This is a genomic window from Acinetobacter sp. ANC 3882 (genome assembly GCF_022549545.1).
Lineage (GTDB): Bacteria > Pseudomonadota > Gammaproteobacteria > Pseudomonadales > Moraxellaceae > Acinetobacter.
In genome coordinates this window covers 1003467-1023717 of record NZ_JAKZGB010000001.1, presented here as the reverse complement: position 1 = coordinate 1023717, position 20251 = coordinate 1003467, and the positions used below count along the sequence as shown (strand labels likewise).

Below are 20251 nucleotides of genomic sequence, written 5' to 3'. Positions count from 1 at the left end.
GCTTGTTGCTTTAAAACAGGCATCATTTTTTAGATTTTATGGGTGCATGAAAAGCATGTGCAACGATATCACTACAATAATAGATCAGCGCTGGTGCAAAAATAATTCAAAATATTGCAGTGCAGCATGAAAAATGATCTAAAAAAGGGACTACTATTTATTTCCTAAATAATGATTCACTTTACATGTAACTAGATTATTCGGTTTCTCACTTGGTTTGGTGTAAATTATTGTCCATGCCAAAGTTCTTTTTTGAAAGAATTTCAGCGAATAAATTTTTTTGTACATTTGAGAGAGAGTCTAAAGAGTAAAGTATGTCTGTGAACCCTAGTAAAATCAAAAAACCTTTATATATTCACTATGCTGGAAACGCTCTTTTAGAACTACCTCTGTTAAATAAAGGCTCTGCTTTTTCTGAAGAAGAACGAGAGAATTTTAACTTGCATGGCCTAGTTCCTTACAATATTGAGAATATTGAAGAGCAGACCCAACGTTCATATCAACAGTATCTTTCATTTGATAACGACTTGAATAAGCATATTTATTTGCGAAATATTCAAGATACCAATGAAACACTGTTCTATAATTTATTGAGTCAGCATTTAGATGAAATGCTGCCGATTATTTATACCCCGACGGTTGGAGAAGCATGTCAGCGTTTCTCAGACATCTATCGTCGTCATCGCGGTATCTTTATTTCTTATCCTGAACGTCAGTACATCGACCAAATTATTCATAACGTAAACAAGAAAAACGTTAAAGTGATTGTGATTACAGATGGCGAGCGTATTTTAGGCCTGGGTGATCAGGGTATTGGTGGCATGGGCATTCCAATTGGTAAATTGTCGCTTTATACCGCATGTGGTGGTATCAGCCCTGCCTATACCTTACCGATTACCATTGATGTTGGAACCAACAACCAAGAATTGCTTGATGATCCAATTTATATGGGCTGGAAACAGCCACGTATTCGTGGTGAGCAATATTATGAGTTTGTTGAGCAAATTATTACGGCAGTGCGCCAGCGTTGGCCAGATGTACTGATTCAATTTGAAGATTTTGCGCAAACCAATGCCATGCCATTATTGACGCAGTATCGCGATAAGATTTGTTGTTTTAATGATGATATTCAAGGGACAGCTGCGGTCACTGTTGCGACCTTAATTGCTGCGTCAAGAGCGCAAGGTAAACAACTGAAAGATCAGACCGTTACCTTTGTCGGTGCAGGCTCGGCGGGGTGTGGTATCGCAGAACAGATCGTCAGACAAATGATGGATGAAGGTTTGAGCGATCATGAAGCGCGCTCACGTATCTTCATGGTAGATCGTTTTGGTTTGATGACTGATCAACAACCGAATTTGCTTGATTTCCAACAAAAACTTGCAACTCCCGTGGACGCGATTCGCACTTGGGAATATACAGGCGACAATGTTGCTTTATTAGATGTCGTGAAAAATGCCAAACCAAGCATCTTGATTGGTGTGTCAGGGCAGGCAGGTTTATTTAGTGAAGACGTGATTAAAACGCTGGCTAAATATTATAAGCATCCGATTGTATTACCATTGTCGAACCCGACGTCACAAGTGGAAGCTCAGCCGAAAGATATTATTGAGTGGACGCAAGGCGCTGCAATTGTGGCAACAGGTAGCCCTTTTGCACCAGTTTATTTCCAAGGCAAGGTGTATAGCATTGCACAATGCAATAACTCCTATATCTTCCCTGGAATTGGGCTGGGTGTAATTGCTTGTGGCGCAACTCATATCAGTGATTCGATGTTGATGGCTGCGAGTACCGCTTTGGCAGACTGTTCACCACGTCTGAAAAATGCTGCGGCAGATTTATTGCCGAATATCAATGACATTCAACAAGTGTCTAAGTTCATTGCATTTAAAGTAGCAAAAGCAGCGATGGCAGATGGATTGGCAGTGCCATTAAGCAATGATGTACTTAAACAGGCAATTGAAGATAATTTCTGGACGCCAGAATATCGTAATTATCGCCGTGTTGGCTACTGAGCCATTTCATTAAAAAAGACTCTACGGAGTCCTTTTTTAGGTTTTATAAGTAGAGAGCAGAATACTGGTCTCACTATTGTAGATCCCTGAAATATTTCGAATTCGTTCCAAGGCTTTATCGAAGTTTTCCAAACTGTCAGATTGCAATTCCACCAGAATATCCCATTTGCCATTGGTGGTATGCAGACGTTCAACGGCAGACTCTAAGCGCAGCTCCCGAATCACTGCCTGTGCACGCGTACCTTCCACCATAATATTCATCCATGCGCGAATAATATTTTTTTCAGCATTGGGGCGAAAACGCACGGTGTATCCCGTGATCACGCCAGTAGATTCCATATATTCGATTCGTTTCTGCACTGTGGCACGAGAAACACGTGTTTTTGCTGCCAAATCTGTAATGGACATCCGTGCATTGTCTTTGAGCAAGCCTAATATAATATGATCGATATTGTTCATTTTGGTATTTACTATGCGCAAATTGATAAAAATTAATTCATTTTAATCATTAAAACGAATTTTGTGAATCAATTTGATTCTTAATAATAGTGAATATACAAAGCCCCAAGCATTTCTACTTCGGCACTAAAGAAGCGAAATGCAGTTCAGGGAGGATGGGGTAGGACGCCCTTAAAAAAGGGAATCTGTGAATAACAGGGACAATTGATTAATTAAGGAATAGATGATGTCTTTATCATATGCGGCTCAAAATGGCAGTGCTTGGCAAACCTTTCTCACTCAAGTAGATCGCGTAGCACCTTATTTGGATGCCGACCTCAGCAACTTTGTGAATACGCTGAAAACACCAAAACGTACTCTGATTGTTGATGTGCCAATCGTGATGGACGATGGTTCAATTCGTCATTTTGAAGGTTACCGCGTACAACACAATTTATCACGTGGTCCAGGTAAAGGTGGTATCCGTTATCACCAAGATGTTGAATTAAATGAAGTCATGGCATTGTCTGCATGGATGACCATTAAAACGGCAGTATTGAATTTGCCATTTGGTGGTGCTAAAGGCGGTATTCGTGTTAATCCAAAAGAATTGTCACCACGTGAATTAGAGCGTTTAACGCGCCGTTTTACCAGTGAAATCAGCCCAATTATTGGTCCACAAATTGATATTCCTGCGCCAGATGTCGGTACCAATGCCAACATTATGGGCTGGATGATGGACACATACTCAAGTATCAAAGGTCATACTGTGACTGGTGTAGTAACGGGTAAGCCAGTTCATTTAGGTGGTTCACTCGGCCGTGTTCGTGCCACAGGTCGCGGTGTATTTGTAACTGGTATGCAGGTAGCAGAACGTATCAAATTACCAGTCGAAGGTAGCAAAGTTGCTGTGCAAGGCTTTGGTAATGTGGGTAATGAAGCGGCTTATTTATTTAGCCATGCAGGCGCAAAAATTGTTGCGGTACAAGACCACACGGGCACGATTTTCAATGCAGAAGGGTTGGATGTCAAAGCACTGCAAAAGCATGTGGTGGAAACAGGCGGTGTGATGGGCTTTTCTGATTCAACTGTGATTTCAGATGAAGAATTCTGGACAGTTGATATGGATATTCTGATCCCAGCGGCATTGGAAGGTCAGATTACCGTTGAACGCGCGCAAAAATTAAAAGCCAAAATTGTACTCGAAGGTGCGAATGGTCCAACTTATCCAGAAGCAGATGATGTATTTGTCAGCCGTGATATTACCGTTGTCCCTGATGTAATCTGTAACGCAGGTGGTGTAACAGTCAGTTATTTTGAATGGGTTCAAGATATGGCGAGTTACTTCTGGACCGAGGACGAAATCAACGAGCGTCTAGACAAATTGATGATCCAAGCGATTGCCGATGTTTGGAATACTGCGGCACAAAAAGAATGTAGCTTGCGTACAGCCGCTTATATTTTGGCGTGTGAACGTATTCTGAAAGCGCGTAAAGAGCGCGGTATTTTCCCAGGCTAATCAACTAGTCAAAAATAGTGTAAAGGGTCTGCTGATCATTCAACAGACCTGAAGATCAAAAACAGGAAGTGAGTAAATAAAATGAGCGAAGTCGCAATTACACGTAGCAATTTTAATGATTGGATGGTTCCAGTTTTTGCCCCAGCAAATTTCATTTTAGTACGTGGTGAAGGTTCTCGTCTGTGGGATCAAAACGATAAAGAGTATATTGATTTTGCAGGTGGGATCGCGGTAAACGCTTTGGGTCATGCACATCCTGTGGCAGTAAAAGCCTTAACTGAACAAGCACAAAAGCTGTGGCACATTGGCAATGGTTATACCAACGAGCCTGTATTACGCCTTGCCAAGCAATTGGTGGATAGCACTTTTGCAGACAAAGTCTTTTTCTGTAACTCTGGTGCAGAAGCCAATGAAGCGGCGTTGAAACTGGCACGTAAAGTCGGTTTGCTCAGTGGCAATGCAAACAAGAACCAGATTGTTGCGTTTAAAAATGCCTTCCATGGTCGTACTTTGTTTACCGTAACAGCAGGTGGCCAGCCAAAATATTCTCAAGACTTTGCACCTTTACCGGGTGGGATTGAACATACTGCATTTAATGATCTTGAAGCAGCAAAAGCAGCTATTACCGAAAATACTTGTGCGGTGATTGTTGAACCGATCCAAGGTGAAGGTGGTGTTCTGCCAGCAGATATCGAATTCTTAAAAGGCTTACGCGCACTCTGCGATGAAAAAGGTGCAGTTCTAATTTTTGATGAAGTGCAAACTGGGGTAGGTCGTACAGGATCATTGTATGCTTATATGAATACAGGGGTAACGCCTGACATTTTAACCACCGCAAAAGCATTGGGTGGTGGCTTCCCGATTGGTGCAATGATCACTACAGATCATTATGCCAACATGTATGCAGTAGGCGATCACGGTACCACTTATGGTGGTAACCCATTGGCCTGTGCGGTTGCTGGCGCAGTATTTGAATTCATCAACACACCAGAAGTATTAGACGGTGTAAAACAACGTCATCAATATTTTATTGATGCCTTAAACAAGATCAACGCTGAATATGGTCTGTTCAAAGAAATTCGTGGTCAAGGTTTATTAATCGGCTGTGTATTGAAAGATGAGCATGCAGGGAAAGCCAAAAATATCGTGACCTTAGCGGGTGAAGAGGGGTTATTGGCTTTAGTCGCAGGTACCGATGTCGTTCGTTTTACCCCTTCATTGATCATTCCTCAACACGATATTGATGAAGGTCTAAGCCGTTTTGTTCGTGCATTAGCACGCCTCTAAGTTTGTTGTGAGCATCTAACCATGATGATTGTTAGACATGCAGCGCATCGGGACTTAGATGATATTTATCGTTTAGCGCAACGAGCAGGGGAGTCTGGCATTGGCTTGACTTCCTTGCCACAAAATAAAGACATCTTGGCTGAACGTATTACACGCACCACTCGCACTTTGGATGGCTCTGTCGAGAAGTGTGAGGCAAGTTATCTGTTTGTACTGGAAGACACCACTATTCACAAAATTGTGGGTGTAAGTGCAATCGAAGTTGCAGTCGGACTGAATGAACCGTTTTACAACTTCCGTGTGGCAAAACAGGTGCACGCCTCTAAAGCTTTAAATGTGTATAAGACTTTAGACACTTTGTTTTTAAGTAATGACCATACCGGTTGTAGTGAACTCTGCACTTTATTTCTTGATCCTGAATATCGCAAAAACCAAAACGGCAAATTTTTATCCAAAGTTCGTTTTCTGTTTATTGCCGCGTTCCGCTCTTTTTTCGAAGAAAGATTGATTGCAGAAATGCGAGGTTTTTCAGATCACAATGGACGGTCACCTTTTTGGGATTCGCTCGGTTATCTGTTTTTCAATATGGATTTTGCTGCAGCGGATTATCTGAGTGGTGTGGGGCAAAAAGCCTTTATTGCGGAGTTGATGCCTAGATTTCCAGTCTACGTCGACTTACTGACTTCAGAGGCACGTGAGGTGATTGCAGAAGTGCATCCGCATACGCTACCAGCGGCAAAGGTATTGATGTCAGAAGGCCTTAAATATCAGGGATATGTCGATATTTTTGATGCGGGGCCAACACTGGAAGCCAATACTGCTGAGTTACGGGCAGTGAAAGAGAGCCGCTTGCTTAAAGTCAAACTCATTGAGCAAGTTGAAAGTTCAGAGACGCATTTTTTGGTTGCCAATGACCAATACCAAGATTACGCCGTGTTGCTGATCAATAACAAAGTCGATGAAAGCGAGACTTTGCATTTAACGGCAGCACAAGCACAGGCACTGAATATTGCTGAACACGATGAAGTACGTGTTTTAGCATTAGAAAAAATGGAGAAGAACTAATGTCACAAGGTGCATTATTAATTGATGGTGCTTGGATTCAAGGACAAGGGACTGCGTTCACTAAAACAAATCCGGTGAGCAATGCGCAAATTTGGGCAGGGCATGAAGCAAGTCAGGCTGATGTTGAACAGGCATGCCATGCAGCGCGTCAGGCATTTCCAGCTTGGGCACGTTTAGCGTTAGAAGAGCGTATTGCAATTATTGAGCGGTTTGCGGGCTTGCTGGAACAGAATAAAACCCAATTGGCTGAAGTGATTAGTCAGGAAACCAGTAAACCGCTTTGGGAAACTTTAACCGAAGTACAATCGATGATCGGTAAAGTAGCGATTTCGATTCGTGCTTATCATCAACGTACAGGGTTTAGCGAAACTGAAATGCCAGATGGTGTGGCTTCGTTACGTCATCGTCCACATGGCGTTCTCGCTGTATTCGGTCCGTATAACTTCCCTGGTCATTTGCCAAATGGTCATATTGTTCCTGCACTTATTGCAGGTAATACCGTGGTATTTAAGCCAAGTGAACTCACGCCTTGGACTGCGGAAGAAACTGCAAAATTATGGCAACAGGCAGGTCTACCAAAGGGTGTATTGAATATCGTACAAGGTGGACGCAGCACAGGTGAAGCACTTGCTGCGACTGAGCAGATTGACGGTTTGCTGTTCACGGGCAGTGCCAATACGGGTTATCACTTGCATAAACAAATGGCAGGTGCACCTGAAAAAATCCTTGCGTTAGAAATGGGCGGCAATAATGCCTTGATCATTGATGAAGCCAGCGATATCGATGCTGTAGTGAATCTCGCCATTCAATCTGCTTTCGTTTCTGCGGGGCAACGTTGTACCTGTGCACGCCGAATTATTGTCAAGCAGGGTGCCAGTGGAGATGCCTTCATTCAACGTTTTGTTGAAGTGGCGAAGAACTTGGTGGTTGGTGCGTGGAATGCTGAACCGCAACCGTTTATGGGCGGTGTCATCTCTACACACGCAGCGGAACAGATGTTGGCAGCGCAAAGTAAACTGATTGCTTTAGGCGCAAAACCATTGTTAGAAATGACGCATCCACAAGCTGAGAGTTCATTGCTCACAGCGGGTATTTTAGATGTCACTCAGGTTGCCGATATCCCTGATGATGAATACTTTGGTCCATTGACCACGATTTATCGTTATAACACTTTCGATGAAGCCTTAAACATTGCCAATAACACCCGCTTTGGTTTGGCGGTGGGTCTGGTGTCACCTGACCGTGATTTATTTGATCGTGTGTTGATTGAAGCGCGAGCAGGCATTGTGAACTGGAACAAGCCATTAACAGGTGCATCAAGTGCAGCGCCATTTGGTGGTGTTGGGGCATCAGGTAACCACCGTGCCAGTGCCTTCTATGCAGCGGATTATAGTGCATGGCCAATGGCTTCACTGGAAAGTGACAGCGTTACTTTACCTTCAAAATTATCACCGGGCATTGTGCTGTAAGTCGGCTCGTATAGGGACACAGGGAGAAAAAAATGTCAGGTTATGAAATTAATTTTGATGGTTTAGTGGGGCCGACCCATCATTATGCAGGTTTATCCTTTGGTAATGTTGCATCAACCAAGAACCGCAATAATGCGTCCAATCCTAAGTTGGCGGCAAAACAAGGCTTGAAGAAAATGAAGGCCCTTGCGGATTTGGGACTCAAACAAGGTGTCTTTGCGCCACAAGAGCGTCCGCATGTACCAACGCTACGCCGTTTAGGTTTTACCGGCAGTGATATTGATGTCATTACTCAAGCCATGCGTACTGCACCAGCACTGTTGTCATCGCTCAGTTCAGCATCATCTATGTGGACTGCAAACTCGTGTACGGTGTCGCCATCGGCGGATAGCGCGGACGGTCGCATGCATTTTACTGCAGCAAACCTGAATAATAAGTTCCATCGATCAATTGAGCATCATACGACCACACGTATCCTTCAAGCGATGTTCAAGAATGATGTATATTTCGCGCACCATGAAGCATTACCCGAAGCAGCTTTATTTGGTGATGAAGGGGCTGCCAATCATAACCGCCTTGGTGGTGCATATGATCAGACTGGTGTACAAGTCTTTGTTTATGGTCAGCAACAGTTCGGTGGAACCGTTGCACCACAGAAATTCCCTGCACGGCAAACCCGTGAGGCGAGTGAAGCGATTGCACGTTTACATCGTTTAGATGCGAAACGCACGGTGTTCATTCAGCAAAACCCAGATGTTATTGATCAGGGTGTATTCCATAACGATGTCATTGCGGTGAGTAATCAGCAAGTCTTGTTTCATCATCAGCAGGCTTTTTTAAATCAAGCTGATGCATTGCATGAAATCCGTCAAAAAATGGCGGGGATTGGGCAGGAATTTGTGTCGATTGAAGTGCCTGAAAGTCGAGTCAGTGTGGATGATGCGGTATCGACTTACTTGTTCAATAGCCAGATTCTGACCCGTGCTGATGGTGGCATGAGTATTGTAGTACCAGAAGAATCTCGTCAAAACAAAGCGGTATGGAGCTATTTAAGCGACATGATTCAAATGGACACGCCAATTGATGACATTAAGGTATTCGATTTGCGTGAAAGTATGCGCAATGGCGGTGGTCCAGCATGTCTGCGCTTACGTGTCGCGGTGAATGAGGCTGAACTTGCTGCTGTGAATCCAAACCTGTTTATGAACGATGCGCTGTTCAAAACCCTGAATCAGTGGGTGGATCAGCATTATCGTGACGAGTTAACGCAGGACGATTTGGCCGATCCAAGTTTATTGATCGAAAGCCGTACCGCGTTGGATGAACTCACCAAAATTTTGGCTTTAGGTTCGGTTTATCACTTCCAAAGATAAACAGTAAACAACGGCTTTTAAGGATGAAAGTACATGGTTGATCTATTAACGTTGACTTTAGAACAACGAGTTCCTGTGCAAATGCAAGGGGAAACTGCTGGATTTACATGGCAATGGCTTGGTGAAGGGCTATTACAATGTACGCCTAAGACAAGTTATAGAAAAACCATGGTGCTTTCTGCAGGTATTCATGGCAATGAAACTGCACCGATCGAATTGTTGGCAAATATTATCAATGATGTATTTGCAGAACGGTTAAATCTGGCAGTACGGGTACTTTTTGTGTTCGGTAACCCCGAAGCCATTCGTCATGGTGTTCGTTATCTTGAAAATGATATGAACCGTATGTTCTGTGGTACCTATCAAGATTTAATTCAAGACCAAGAAACTGAGCGGGCAGCACATTTAGAGCAGGTGACAGCACAGTTTTTTGCAGATAGCTCGGCAGAAGCACAGCGTTATCACTATGATTTACATACCGCCATTCGTGCATCGCTCCTGCCTGTGTTCGCCTTATTCCCTTATCAGACAGCGCCTTACGATGACTTTCTGATCCATAGTTTAAAGGCTGCCGATTTGGATGCCTTGGTGTATCACAATGCGGCTGGGAAAACCTTTACTCATTTCACCACTGAACGTTTTCAGGCAGCCAGCAGTACTTTGGAATTAGGCAAGGCTAAGCCTTTTGGTGAAAATGACTTAGCTGAGTTTGCCACTACTGACCAGATGTTGCGCGCCGTACTTTCAGATCAGGCTTTGCCCATCAGACAGAAAGCAGATATTCGCCAGTTTAAGGTGGTGGATTCAATTTTAAAGCAAAGTGAAAATTTTCAACTGAATCTCAGTGCCAATGCACCGAATTTTTCTACTTTCCAGCAGGGCGAGGTGATCGCGACTCAGCAAGCTGGAAATTATGTCGCGCATGATCAGCAAGTCTGGATTTTATTCCCAAATCCGAATGTGAAAACAGGACTTAGAGCTGGATTGATATTAAAAGAAATGAATTAAGATACCGCCAATGAAGTGGTGAGATGTCGTTATTGGATGGAAATACATGGAGTTTGAATATGGATGTTCAATAGAACAAAACGTGTCAAAGAATATCGTCTAGATATTCGTTTTTATGAAAGTGAAACAGCAAGGACAGGTTGTCATAAGAATATAGTTGGAGTGACCGTGTATGAGTAACAATAACGAAAAGACATTTCCATCAGGCGAAGCCCTGAGTGGGCAATATGTGCCACAGCAGGATGTTGCCAGTTTATCGGGAACTTCTAGTGCAGAGATTGAAGTAGGTAAACCATTGAAACGTGCCATGACCAAGCGTCATCTGGTGATGATTTCTTTGGGTGGTGCAATTGGTACAGGGCTATTTTTAGGCTCTGGCGATGTCATTTCTCAGGCTGGTCCAGTCGGTGCGATTCTCTCTTACCTACTGGGTGGTGTGATTGCATACATGGTGATGTTGTGTCTCGGTGAACTCGCGGTACAGATGCCCGTTTCAGGTTCTTTTGGTGAATATGCCAGAACTTATATTGGTCCCGGAACAGGTTATATGATTACCTGGTTGTATTGGCTGACGTGGACGGCAACGTTAGGCACAGAATTTACCGCTGCGGCTTTACTGATGCAGGAATGGTTTCCTTCTATTTCCATGTGGACGTGGACTTTATTATTTGCAGGGTTGGTTTTCACTCTGAATGTCAGTTCTACACGGCTCTTTGCTGAATCCGAATTCTGGTTGTCTTTGGTCAAAGTCTTGACCATTATCTGCTTTATTGGATTGGGTTTAGCGGCTATTTTTGGCCTTATTTCCTATCATGGGCATGAGTCGGCACCATTGTTTAGCAAGTTGACGGAACATGGTTGGTTTCCAAACGGTATTTTCCCAATTTTCGCGACCATGTTGATTGTGAACTTTGCATTCTCGGGTACAGAGTTGATTGGTGTCGCGGCAGGTGAAGCAGAAGAACCAGCCAAGACAGTGCCAAAAGCAATCAATGCGGCAATTTGGCGCTTATTGATTTTCTTTGTTGGTACCATTGTGGTGATCTGTGCATTACTGCCTTATGAAATGGCAGGTCTAAATGCCAATAGTGTCAGCAATAGTCCATTCGTTACGGTATTTAATTACATTGGTATTCCATACGCAGAAGACATTATTCGTTTTGTGATCATTACCGCGCTTTTGTCTGCTGCAAACTCAGGTTTATTTGCTGCATCGCGAATGATGTGGTCATTGTCTGAGAAGAAGCAGTTACCGAAAGTATTTTCAAAATTGACTCGTTCAGGTACACCGATTATTGCGATTATTGTGACGATGTTTGGCGCAATTCCAGGATTATTATCGGAACATTTTGCACCTGAAACGATTTTCAAAAATCTACTTGGCGTTGCTGCATTTACCATGGTGGTGGTATGGATTTCAATTTGTGTCTCCCAATTTAACTTCCGCAGACAATGGATCAAATCGGGTAAAACAGTCAAAGACCTGAAATTTGCTGCACCATTATTCCCACTGACACCGATTTTAGGCGGTGTATTCTGTGTGATCACCTGTATCAGTATGGTGACTGATCCATCAATGCAAGTAGGCTTCGTCTGTTGCGTTCTGTTTATTATCGCCTGCTATGCGAGCTACAATATTTTTTATAAAAACAAAGCCGTTTAAATAACTTTCTTATTCAAACCTAATAACATAGACGGATAGGTTGTAGACATGAGCTGCAACCTATCCGTCTTTTTTATGCATGATAGGGCCGCCGTATCGAGGGTGATAGATTAACCGTTTTAACTTGTACTGGAGCTAAAATAGTCCTGATTGCGCATGTATAAGCCATGAACTTTTATCATCGATAATGCTTTTAGATGATGATTTGTTTACATATTGTGTAAGAAATACAGTCCTTAGTTGTGATTGTAGAAATACAAGGTATAAATGGGTTGAGTCGATTTTTTAAACAACAAAGTATCTAGGTGATGAGTTTGACTTTATGGCGAATAAAAATAATCCATCCTTAGCGATTGGTCAGCAAATCATATTAACTGAATTGGCGGGTTGCGAAGAATGCGATGCAATATATCGCAGGGTTGAGCTTGCATCAGGCGAACGGGCGTATTGCACCTGTTGTGGCGCAGAGTTGTATCGTAGAAGTCGTTCTTTTTCGTCTTTGCTAGCCTTGGTCATTACCGCATTGATTGTCTTTGTGATTGCTAATAGTTTCCCCATCGTCATTGTTGAGCTACAGGGCAATACTTCACAGACCACTTTAATTGGTGCTGCATGGACCATGTTTCATATTGATCGTGCATTGGTCGGGGTATTGATTCTGATTACAACATTTATTGTTCCTTTGGTTGAGTTGTTATTGCTGAGCTATGTGCTTTTTTTTATTAGTGTATTGAAGATCAGACCGCAATTTTTGACCTTGGCATTGAGAGCACTTTTTCTGTTTCGGACATGGGGAATGGTTGAGGTTTTTCTAATTGGTGTACTGGTGACTTTGGTCAAGCTTGTGGGAATGGTTACCGTCATTCCTGGGGTTGCACTGTGGGCGTTTACATTATTAAGCGTGCTTTTGGTCTATATTGCTTCGGTAAAGATTAAAGATATCTGGGATGAAGTTGATCGGAGTTTGGGATGAAGCAAAAGCATGACACCGAGATCAGTTCAATTGTAGAACATCTTTCCGATGTTGATTTACAGATTAAAAATTATGTCAGAGCAAAACAGGTTGGGCTGATCCAATGTCATTGTTGCGGATTACTTAATTCTGTAACGAGTCATGCAGATCAACAAAATCATGCTCAATGTTCTCGATGTAAAAGTACTTTGCATTCGCGAAAACCACAAAGTTTAAACCGTACTTTTGCCTTGGTGATTGCTGCTGCTATTTTATATATTCCAGCGAATGTGCTACCAATGACAGTAACAGATTCTCTATTGGGGCGTCAGCAAGACACCATTATCAGTGGCGTGATCTATTTTTGGCAAAATAGTGATTACTTGGTGTCTGTGGTCATTTTCATGGCCAGTATTTTTATCCCGATTTTAAAACTATTGATCCTGATGTTCTTGTTAATTTCAGTGTATATGCAGTCATCCTCCAGATGGCATTTTTCACCTGAACACTGTGCGCTGATGTATCGGATTGTTGAATTTATTGGCCGTTGGTCGATGATTGATGTCTTCGTCGTGGCATTATTGACGGCACTGATACAGATTCAGTCGCTTGCAACCATATTGGCTGGACCAGGTGCAGTGGCTTTTGGTGCTGTGGTGGTGTTGACCATGTTTGCTTCACTGAGTTTTGATCCAAGAATTATTTGGGATAATTATTTCAAGGCGCATCAAGCAAATGCGCAACAATCAAATCATTTGAAAGGAACGGCGATTCATCAATTAAAAAGTTAAGATTGAAGATGAACCTTATTTTTGACCTATAAAAGAAAGATCACTATGTCAGAAAATACCCCGAATAGCCAAGATTCTGAAGAAAACACCACGGTGTTAACTCAGAATGAACCAGTCTTCGATGAACCTGAAAAAAAGAAGGGGCGTTGGCGACCTGCGCTCATTTGGCTAGTTCCATTTATTGCGCTTTTAATCGCAATTTCGCTTGCTGCAAAAGCCGTGCTGGATACAGGCCCAACCATTGAAGTGTCTTTCCGAACAGCGGAGGGCTTGGTGGCTGGGAAAACGACAGTACGTTATAAACAGGTCGATATTGGTTTGGTTCGTCAGATTGATCTTTCGGATGACCGCTCCCATGTCATTGCCAAAATTGAATTACGCAAAGATGCCAGTAATTTTGCAGCAAAAGATTCACGCTTTTGGGTGGTAAGGCCCAGAGTCGGAACAGGCGGTATTTCTGGGATAGATACTTTATTATCGGGTGCTTATATTGAAGTTGATGGGGGGAAGGCTGAGCAAAAGCAGGAGAATTTTACTGGGCTTGAAGTACCGCCCGTCGTGTCTTCTGATATACCAGGTAAGGTCTTTTTCTTAAAAGCACAGGATTTGGGATCACTGGATATTGGTGTGCCCATTTACTATCGCAGAATTAATGTCGGGCAGATTACTGCATATAAATTGGCAGCTGATGGTAAAAGTGTAGAACTACAAACCTTTATTCAATCACCCTACGATAAATTCGTGACCACAGATGCACGTTTTTGGCAGGCCAGCGGCGTAGATGTAACCCTAAATGCGTCTGGATTTAATCTAGATACACAATCGCTTGCCAGTATTGTGGCCGGTGGTATTGCATTTGGCTACCCAGAAAATTCGGCTGGCGGTATTGCACCGAACCACAGTTATTTTACTTTGTCGGACTCTCGAAAAGAGGCCATGAAAGAACCAGATGGCAAACCACGACCAATTATTATGTACTTTGATCATTCTTTACGTGGTTTAACGGCAGGTGCACCCATTGATTTTATGGGGATCGAAATTGGAAATGTTAAAGCAATTAACGTTGAATTTGATCAGTCTTATACTCATTTAAGAATGCGCGTGGATGCCGTGATTTATCCTTCTCGTTTGGCACATGGTAAAGAGCTTGATCCAGATGGCGAAATTTTTAAATACTTTATCGAGAAGGGCTGGCGTGCGCAGATGCGGACTGGCAATTTATTAACAGGTCAGAACTACATTGCCTTTGATAAGTTTCCAAAAGCCAAAGCAGCTTCTTTAATCACGAGACCAGATGGACGTGTTGAAGTACCAACCACGGCAACAGAGTTGAGCGGCTTACAGGCACAAGTTTCACAAATTGCCGATAAAGTCAGCAAGTTCCCACTCGAAGAAATTGGCCAAGATGTTCGTAAAACATTAAATAATATGAATACCACGATTGAGTCGACAGATAAGTTGGTGAAACAGCTGGATGGCAAAGTTGCACCAGGACTACAAGCAACGCTCAATGATGTCCGTAAAACCATGCAATCTAGTGAGTCCATTTTATCGAGTGATGCACCAATGCAGCAGGATGTGCGTAAAGCATTGCAGCAAATGACTCGAGCTGCGGCATCATTACAATTAATGGCGGATTATATTGAACAACATCCTGAATCGTTGATTCGGGGCAAAAAAGCAGAGGCAAATAAATGATAACAACAATGATCGCTAAACCTTCATTCGATGCACGATGGCTTATCAGCAGTGTGAGCATCTTATCGGTTGCTTTGCTGCTCACAGCCTGTTCGGGTTCACCCACGCCGAATTATTATACCTTGGCAACTAAAGTTTCTCCCTTAGCTAGCTCAAAGGTGAGGGTCATCGAAGTATTGCCTGTTGGATTACCTGACCGTATTAATCGAGCACCGATCGTCATACAGGATGCAGCGGGTAAATCCAAAATCATGGAAAATGAGCGTTGGACGTCCACGCTCGGGGCTGAATTAAGAGATAACCTGTCTGCTGGTTTACAGCAAAAGCTTGGTGCTGTTGATCGATACAGCAGTGGCATGGTCGGCGGTAAAGTGTCTTATCGTGTTGCGACTGACTTTTCACATTTTGATATTGTCAATGCGAGTGATGCCGCAAAGAAAAATGTCGAAGTATCAGTTGCTTGGATCATTAAGCGCAATGATCCCACCGTTGCTTTGGATCAGAATCCTGTGCAAAACCAGCAGCTGGCATGTCGTATGAGTTTTAGCCAGCCGATTTCAGGAAATACGGAGCAATTACAGAATATTGTCAGTGCGGCAAGTGGTTCGTTAAATCGAGTGGTCGATGCCATTGCACTGTCGATAGTGGCATCGGATTCAAAAACTCCGATTAACCTAAATGGGGTGATTTGTTCTTAATCTTGCTGAAATATGGTCATATTGATCACATTTGTTCAATTCCAGTTTTATTCTTTATCTGAGCATAAAGCTTTAATATTGTTTTAAGTTGCTCTCTTTACTTTACCAGCTAATACAAATACCTCATTTCGTATTAGCTGGATCAGAACATTAAAGAGAGTATAAAAATGAACCAATGTGTGATGAGCGCAAAAAATATTATTCGTGGTAAGCACCACCCAGAATTTTTACAGCATGAAGTCCTTGCCGATATTTTTATTCAAACGGCACAAACATTTCCAGAAAAAATCGCCTTAATTGAAGCTGAGCAAGAGCTGAGCTATGGCGAGTTGTATCAACAAGCTTTGGTTATGGCGCAACACTTGACTTTGAAGGGCGTAAAAGCAGGGGATATCGTTGGCTTATGGCTGCCACGCGGCATTGAGTTATTAAAATCTCAGTTGGCGATTTGCCTGAGTGGTGCAGCTTGGTTGCCGTTTGATATGGATACCCCAGCAGATCGTATAGCGGTTTGCCTTGAAGATGCCGAAGCGGTCGGTATGATTACCAGTGATGAATGGTATGAACATGTGTATGATGTTCGACAAAGCAAATGGACCAATAGTGAGTTACAACGCCTCCTAAATGAGCCTGTTGCTTTAGCACAAACTTCGCCTGAGCAGCCTGCCTATATTATTTATACTTCTGGCTCTACGGGTAAACCGAAAGGCATCGTGATTACCCAGAAGAATATTTGTCATTTCCTGCGCAGTGAAAATAGTATTTTAGGTATTCAAGCGCAAGACAAGGTCTATCAAGGGTTCTCTGTGGCATTTGATATGTCTTTTGAAGAGATTTGGCTATCGTATTTGGTCGGAGCAAGTTTATGGATTGCGCCAAAAACACTGGTCAGTGATCCAGAACGTTTATGCAAAACCTTGCAGCAACAACAGATTACGGTATTACATGCCGTACCGACATTACTTGCCTTATTTCCTGAGGACGTCCCGAATTTACGGATCATCAATCTCGGTGGCGAGATGTGCCCGGATTCTTTAGTTGAGCGTTGGGCATTGGCACATCATCAAATGTTTAATACCTATGGACCAACAGAAACCACGGTATCCGCAAGCTTAGAGTTATTGCAACGTGGCAAGCCCGTCACGATTGGTAAGCCATTACCCAACTATGGCATGTTGGTGATTAATGCTGAAAGAGAATTATTGGCACAAGGTGAAACAGGCGAACTCTGTATTTTTGGACCAAGTGTCGCAGAAGGTTATTTAGGACGAGCTGATTTAACCGCAGATAAATTTATTCAAAACCCTTGGGCGAATAATGAGGATGAAATCAGCCTGTATCGTACAGGCGATTTGGCCAAGATTGATGAATTTGGTCAGGTGCATTGCCTAGGACGTGCTGACGACCAAGTCAAAATCCGTGGCTTCCGTGTGGAGTTAGGCGAAATCGAAGCTGCTTTATGCGATCTTGACGGGATTGGAACCGCAGCAGTGATTTTGAGAGCAGAAGATGGCATTGATCAGCTGATCGCTTTTATTGCTCCTGAAATTGATGCCAAGCAAGCGATCGAAATTAAACAACTTCGCCATCATCTCAGTCAGCGCCTGCCGCCGTATATGGTGCCTAATCGCTTTGAAATTATCGAAGAAGTGCCACGTTTATTGTCAGGAAAAATTGACCGTAAGGCATTGAAAGCGAGAACTTTAATCAGCGTGATTGATCGGAGTGAATCAGATCAACCACAGAATCAAGATGAAGAAGTTTTATTCGAGATTTTAAATCGTCTATTTCCGAATATCCCAATTAAATTGGGCTCAGATTTTTTTGATGATCTAGGTGGCCATTCACTTTTAGCTGCGGTATTGATTTCAAACTTACGTGAACATGCTGCATATAGTCATCTGACTATTCAAAGTTTATATCAGGCAAGAAAGGTCGGGGCGATCGCTGCATTGATGTTGGAGCAACCTGAACCTTCGGCATTTGATCGCCAGCTTGGGCAAGATAATCCACGTAATCAAACCTATAAATGGCTATGTGGTCTCGCACAGGCGATAACGATTCCTGTACTGATCTCAGTAAATATTTTGCAATGGTTGGCACCATTCTTTACCTATCATTATTTTACGGGTGGGGCACGAGACAGTATTCCCTATGCAATCGTGCTGTCATTATTGGTCTATATCAGCGTTATTATTGCCAGTTTCGCAGTTTCAATTACGGTGAAACGGTTATTGATGCTGGGTGTTGAGGCAGGTCGTTACCCACTCTGGGGGATGACTTATTTCCGTTGGTGGTTAGCTGATCGGATCACCAGTATTTCACCTGTTTATCTACTTTCTGGCTCGACCTTGCTGAATTTATATCTCAAAGCACTTGGGGCGAAAATTGGACATGATGTCACGATTAGTTCTGTACATATCCGTATGCCATCACTGCTCAGTATTGAAGAGGGCGTCAGTATTGGTTCTAACGTCAATCTAGAGAATGCCAAAGTGGAACACGGGCATTTGGTTTTGGGTTCAATCCAACTCAAACAAGACAGTTATGTGGGTTCGTATGCCGTATTGGAAGAAAATACGGTGTTAGCGCCGCAAGCACATGTTAATGCATTAACCTCAATCGAATATGGAACAACGGTACCTGCAGGTGAAATCTGGGATGGTACGCCTGCTAAAAAAATTGGTCATGTTGATGCGTTAGCAGCATCAGCAGCACGTCCAAAATTGTCCTTACTGCGCAAATTTTCAGAGTATGGATATTACACCGTTAGTGCGTTAATCATTGCCTGTATCTTCTTTATTCCTATTTTCCCAAGTTTTATTTTGGTCGATTGGTTAGATGTCAATGTCTTTAATATCGACCCAAATAACCATATTCAAACGGCACTGTATTATTTCTTTCTGGCAATCCCCGCCAGTGCAATGATGATGGTAATGACGTCTTTAATTTCCTCAGCTTTACGTAAGGTGGTACAGCCTCGTTTGGAGACTGGACGTTATGCGGTACATGGTGGCGTGTATTATCGTAAATGGTTTGCGGCTCAGATTTTAGAAACCAGTTTGCAAACTTTACATGGCTTGTTTGCGACTATTTATGCACCGACTTGGTTCCGTATGTTAGGCGCGAAAGTGGGTAAGAATACGGAGATTTCTACGGCAACAGGTGTGATTCCTGAGATGCTGACTTTGGGTGAGGAAAGTTTTATAGCCGATGCGGTGATGTTAGGTGATGAAGAGATTAAAGGCGGTTGGATGACCTTAAAGTCGACCCAAATTGGCAACCGCAGTTTTGTCGGAAATAGTGCCTATATCGCAGATGGGACAGTGTTACCTGACAATGTATTGATTGGTGTTCAGTCTAAAACCCCAAGCAATGAAGAAATGCATTCTGGTCAAACATGGTTTGGCTCACCCGCTTTATTGTTACCTGCACGAGAGGCTACTGCACATTATCCAGATCATTTAACCTTTAAACCGAGTGTAAAGCGTCGTTTGATGCGTGCTGTGATTGAAGGTCTACGCATTGTATCGCCAACGGCTTTGGCGATTGGTGTGGGTTATATGATTGTGTTAGAAGTGATCGAGGTGATTAATCACTATAGTGTGGCTATGGGCTTATTGGCCTTAACTTTGGCAGGGCTGTTATATGGTATCGGTTGCTTTATCATTGTCACTATTTTGAAATGGGCTTTGATTGGACGCTATCAACCGCGTTCAGCGCCGATGTGGACCATGTTTGTCTGGCTCAGCGAAGGGATTACCAGTTTATATGAATCTGTTGCGATTCCGAACTTCTTAAACTATTTAAGAGGCACGCCAATGTTACCTTTCTTTTTGCGTCTTTTAGGCGTGGGGATTGGTAAAGATGTCTATCTGGATACTGCCGATATCACAGAATTTGACTGTGTGAAGATTGGAGATCGTGCTGAGTTTAATAGCTTTTCAGGGCCGCAAACGCATTTATTTGAAGACCGTATCATGAAAATTGGTCAGGTAAATGTCGGCAATGATGTGGTGGTAAATTCGCGCAGTATCATTTTATATAATGCCAATGTCAGTGATCACGCAGTATTGGGTCCACTCACATTGGTGATGAAAGGGGAGAATATTCCCGCAAAATCAGCATGGATTGGTTCACCAGCAGTGCCTTGGAAACATTCATAAACTTTGATGAGAAGCGTATCAAAGCGGAGGGATAGCAGGACAGTTTTCTTGTTACCCTCTCTTATGATTCAGCGCTTTGAAGAAAGTACAACACCGATTTATAATCTAT

Annotated in this window: 14 protein-coding genes; 13 read left to right on the top strand and 1 reads right to left on the bottom strand. The window is 42.9% G+C overall.

The genetic code is table 11. The features are described from left to right. Nucleotides 1-314: 314 nt before the first annotated feature. On the top strand, nucleotides 315-2015 hold the full coding sequence (locus MMO42_RS05010; RefSeq protein ID WP_005292596.1) for an NAD-dependent malic enzyme: 1701 nt from the start codon (nucleotides 315-317) through the stop codon (nucleotides 2013-2015). 36 nt (nucleotides 2016-2051) lie between these two features. Here MMO42_RS05010 and MMO42_RS05005 read toward each other — a convergent pair whose 3' ends face one another. Beyond that, complete coding sequence (locus MMO42_RS05005; protein WP_005292597.1) at nucleotides 2052-2474, bottom strand: Lrp/AsnC family transcriptional regulator; 423 nt, start codon at nucleotides 2472-2474, stop codon at nucleotides 2052-2054. A 223-nt stretch (nucleotides 2475-2697) separates the two neighbouring features. On the opposite strand from MMO42_RS05005, the gene MMO42_RS05000 reads away from it, so the two are divergent. From MMO42_RS05000 to posA, 12 genes are all read left to right on the top strand, one after another. Then, a complete protein-coding gene (locus tag MMO42_RS05000; RefSeq protein WP_171067386.1) occupies nucleotides 2698-3972 on the top strand; it encodes a Glu/Leu/Phe/Val dehydrogenase in 1275 nt (424 codons plus the stop codon). An 81-nt stretch (nucleotides 3973-4053) separates the two neighbouring features. Then, nucleotides 4054-5259 (top strand): aspartate aminotransferase family protein, encoded by a 1206-nt coding sequence (locus tag MMO42_RS04995; protein WP_241319543.1) that lies wholly within the window; start codon nucleotides 4054-4056, stop codon nucleotides 5257-5259. A gap of 21 nt (nucleotides 5260-5280) precedes the next feature. After that, the gene (gene astA, locus MMO42_RS04990) at nucleotides 5281-6324 is read left to right on the top strand and encodes an arginine N-succinyltransferase (protein ID WP_241319542.1); all 1044 of its coding nucleotides are present in this window, start codon (nucleotides 5281-5283) and stop codon (nucleotides 6322-6324) included. After that, complete coding sequence (astD, locus tag MMO42_RS04985) at nucleotides 6324-7793, top strand: succinylglutamate-semialdehyde dehydrogenase (RefSeq protein ID WP_241319541.1); 1470 nt, start codon at nucleotides 6324-6326, stop codon at nucleotides 7791-7793. Before astA ends, astD begins: the two co-directional genes overlap by 1 nt. 32 nt (nucleotides 7794-7825) lie before the next feature. Then, nucleotides 7826-9166 (top strand): N-succinylarginine dihydrolase, encoded by a 1341-nt coding sequence (astB, locus tag MMO42_RS04980; RefSeq protein ID WP_241319540.1) that lies wholly within the window; start codon nucleotides 7826-7828, stop codon nucleotides 9164-9166. A gap of 33 nt (nucleotides 9167-9199) precedes the next feature. Further along, on the top strand, nucleotides 9200-10174 hold the full coding sequence (gene astE / locus MMO42_RS04975) for a succinylglutamate desuccinylase (RefSeq protein WP_241319539.1): 975 nt from the start codon (nucleotides 9200-9202) through the stop codon (nucleotides 10172-10174). Nucleotides 10175-10346: 172 nt separating this feature from the next. Beyond that, the gene (locus MMO42_RS04970; protein WP_241319538.1) at nucleotides 10347-11837 is read left to right on the top strand and encodes an amino acid permease; all 1491 of its coding nucleotides are present in this window, start codon (nucleotides 10347-10349) and stop codon (nucleotides 11835-11837) included. Between the two features lie 322 nt (nucleotides 11838-12159). Then, nucleotides 12160-12810 (top strand): paraquat-inducible protein A, encoded by a 651-nt coding sequence (locus MMO42_RS04965; RefSeq protein WP_241319537.1) that lies wholly within the window; start codon nucleotides 12160-12162, stop codon nucleotides 12808-12810. Then, the gene (locus MMO42_RS04960) at nucleotides 12807-13580 is read left to right on the top strand and encodes a paraquat-inducible protein A (protein WP_241319536.1); all 774 of its coding nucleotides are present in this window, start codon (nucleotides 12807-12809) and stop codon (nucleotides 13578-13580) included. The genes MMO42_RS04965 and MMO42_RS04960 overlap by 4 nt, the downstream gene beginning before the upstream one ends. 39 nt (nucleotides 13581-13619) lie before the next feature. Next, on the top strand, nucleotides 13620-15278 hold the full coding sequence (locus tag MMO42_RS04955) for an MlaD family protein (protein WP_241319595.1): 1659 nt from the start codon (nucleotides 13620-13622) through the stop codon (nucleotides 15276-15278). Then, nucleotides 15275-15976 (top strand): PqiC family protein, encoded by a 702-nt coding sequence (locus MMO42_RS04950; protein WP_241319535.1) that lies wholly within the window; start codon nucleotides 15275-15277, stop codon nucleotides 15974-15976. Before MMO42_RS04955 ends, MMO42_RS04950 begins: the two co-directional genes overlap by 4 nt. 167 nt (nucleotides 15977-16143) lie before the next feature. Continuing rightward, nucleotides 16144-20142, top strand: a complete 3999-nt coding sequence (posA, locus tag MMO42_RS04945; RefSeq protein ID WP_241319534.1) for a delta-poly-L-ornithine synthetase PosA — start codon at nucleotides 16144-16146, stop codon at nucleotides 20140-20142. Nucleotides 20143-20251: the final 109 nt, after the last annotated feature.